Source organism: Mesorhizobium sp. M7A.F.Ca.CA.004.06.1.1 (genome assembly GCF_003999135.1).
GTDB lineage: Bacteria > Pseudomonadota > Alphaproteobacteria > Rhizobiales > Rhizobiaceae > Mesorhizobium.
On sequence record NZ_RZPQ01000866.1, the window covers coordinates 1 to 2,298 of the forward strand.

Below are 2,298 nucleotides of genomic sequence, written 5' to 3' on the forward strand. Positions count from 1 at the left end.
CGGGAGAGACGGTGGCGATCGTCGGGCCGTCAGGGGCCGGCAAGAGCACGGTGTTTTCGCTGATCCTACGCTTCTACGATCCCGAAACAGGCAAGATCCTGATCGATGGCGTCGATGTGCGCGAGGCCGATCCCGTTTCGATCCGCCAGCGCATCGCGATCGTGCCGCAGGACGTCACCATTTTCGCGGCAAGCGCGCGTGACAATATTGGGTTCGGCCGGCCGGGAGCCAGCAAGGCCGAAATCGAGACGGCGGCGAAGGATGCACTTGCCGATGAATTCATCCTCAAGCTCGAGAACGGGTATGACAGCCAGGTCGGTGAGCGCGGCGTGACGCTGTCAGGCGGCCAGCGCCAGCGGGTTGCGATCGCCCGCGCCATCCTGCGCGACGCCCCGATCCTGCTGCTCGACGAGGCCACCTCCGCCCTCGACGCCGAAAGCGAGACGCTGGTGCAGACGGCGCTGGAACGGCTGATGCAGGGCCGCACCACGATCGTCATCGCCCACCGCCTGGCAACGGTGCTGAAGGCCGACAGGATCCTGGTCATGGATGGCGGCTCGATCGTCGAGGAAGGCACGCATCAAAGCCTTGTCGCCAAGGGCGGCATCTATGCGCGGCTGGCCAAGCTGCAGTTCGAAACCGGAGCCAGTGCTTTCAGGGGCGCGGCTGAGTAGGCAGAAACATCTGCCGCTGTGCCGGCAGCCGCTATACGGCTCCGTATCGCTGCTTCAGATGGTTCACGAAATAAGTGGCGTTGAGCTTTTCGCCGGTGGCGCGTTCGAGCAGGTCCGGCGTCGACCAGCGTGATCCCTGCGACCAGATTTTTTCGCGGCGCCAGTCGTTGATCGCCTCGAAATTGCCTTTGGCGAGATCCTCGTCGGCGGCAGGATGATCCCGCGTCAGCGCCGCCCATTGCTGCGCCGCCATCATCGCGCCCAGCGTGTAGGATGGGAAATAGCCAAAGGCCGCACCCGGCCAGTGCACGTCCTGCATCGGTCCGTCGGCGGGGTTGTCGATGGTGGAGAGGCCGAGATAGTCACGCATCTTGGCGTCCCAGGCTTCGGGCAGATCAGCCACCTCCAGCCGACCCGCGACGAGTTCCTGCTCCAGTTCGTAGCGCAGGATGACATGCAGGGGATAGGTCACCTCGTCGGCATCGACACGGATCAGGCCGCGCTCGACGCGATGCACATGCGGCAGGATGTCGTCGAGCGACCAGGCTTCGCCGAGATGCTTTTCGACCACCGGCAGCGCCCAGCGCCAGAAGGCCGGGTTGCGGCCGAGCTGCTTCTCGACGAACAGGCTCTGGCTTTCATGCACGGCCATGCCGCGCGCCTTGCCGAGCGGCCAGTGCGACCATGCCTTCGGCAGGTTCTGCTCGTAGAGCGCATGGCCGGTCTCGTGCAGTACGCCCATCAGCGCCGACAGGAAGTCTGTAGTCTTGTAGCGGGTGGTGATGCGCACGTCGCTCGGCACGCCGCCGCAGAAAGGGTGGTGCGACACCGACAGCGACCCGTGTGTCAGGTCGAAGCCGACCGCCGCCATCATGGCAAGGCCGAGCTCGCGCTGCCGGTCGATCGCATAGGTGCCTGAGAGCGGCTTCAGCGGGCGCTTGCGCAGCCGTGCGTCCTGGATAGCCAGCGCCTCCGGCACAAAACCTTTCAGGAAAGCCTTCAGGTCGGCGAACACTGGCGTGATGTCGGCGGTGCGGTTGCCGGGGTCGTACTGCTCCATCAGCGCGTCATAGGGGGCGAGGCCGAGCACATCGGCACGCAGCGCCGCTTCCTCGCGCACCAGCGCCACGACGCCCTCCAGCGCCGGCTGGAAGCCCGCCCAGTCGTTCTTGGCGCGCAGGCCGCGCCACAGCTGCTCGCAACGCATGCGCGCGGTCGTCTGGCGTTCGACGAATTCGACCGGCAGGCAGGTCAGGTTGGCGTATTGGCGCCGCAGTTCCGAGACCGCAGTGCGCTGCTCTTCACCCAATGCTTCCTGTTCGGCCGCAGCGATCCAGTCGGCTATCTCCGGCGCCGTTGCCCTGGTGTGATACATGCCGGCCAGTGCCGACATCGCCTCGGCACGCTTCTCGCCACCGCCGACGGCCATGTGGGTGGCCTCATCGGCGCCGAGAATGGCCAGTGCATGCTCGAGCGCTTCGAGCTTGTGGCAGAGGTCATCGAGTTTCTGAAAGGACATGGCGGCTTCCGTGATTGGGGACGGCGCGAAAAGACACCAACACAAATGCGTTGGCAACCCTCGGATGCCGTCGGGCAAATGCACCTTGCGCAGGCGATGCCGCGC

Annotated in this window: 2 protein-coding genes; one reads left to right on the top strand and one right to left on the bottom strand. The window is 65.5% G+C overall.

Annotated elements, in window-relative coordinates; all coding sequences use genetic code 11:
• Positions 1–674: ATP-binding cassette domain-containing protein (locus EN906_RS31375; protein WP_127375654.1), on the top strand; the 674-nt coding region annotated here is incomplete at its 5' end.
• Positions 675–705: 31 nt separating this feature from the next.
• Here EN906_RS31375 and EN906_RS31380 read toward each other — a convergent pair.
• Positions 706–2,193: a carboxypeptidase M32 gene (locus EN906_RS31380; RefSeq protein ID WP_127269093.1), complete on the bottom strand. Its 1,488-nt coding sequence runs from the start codon at positions 2,191–2,193 to the stop codon at positions 706–708.
• Positions 2,194–2,298: the final 105 nt, after the last annotated feature.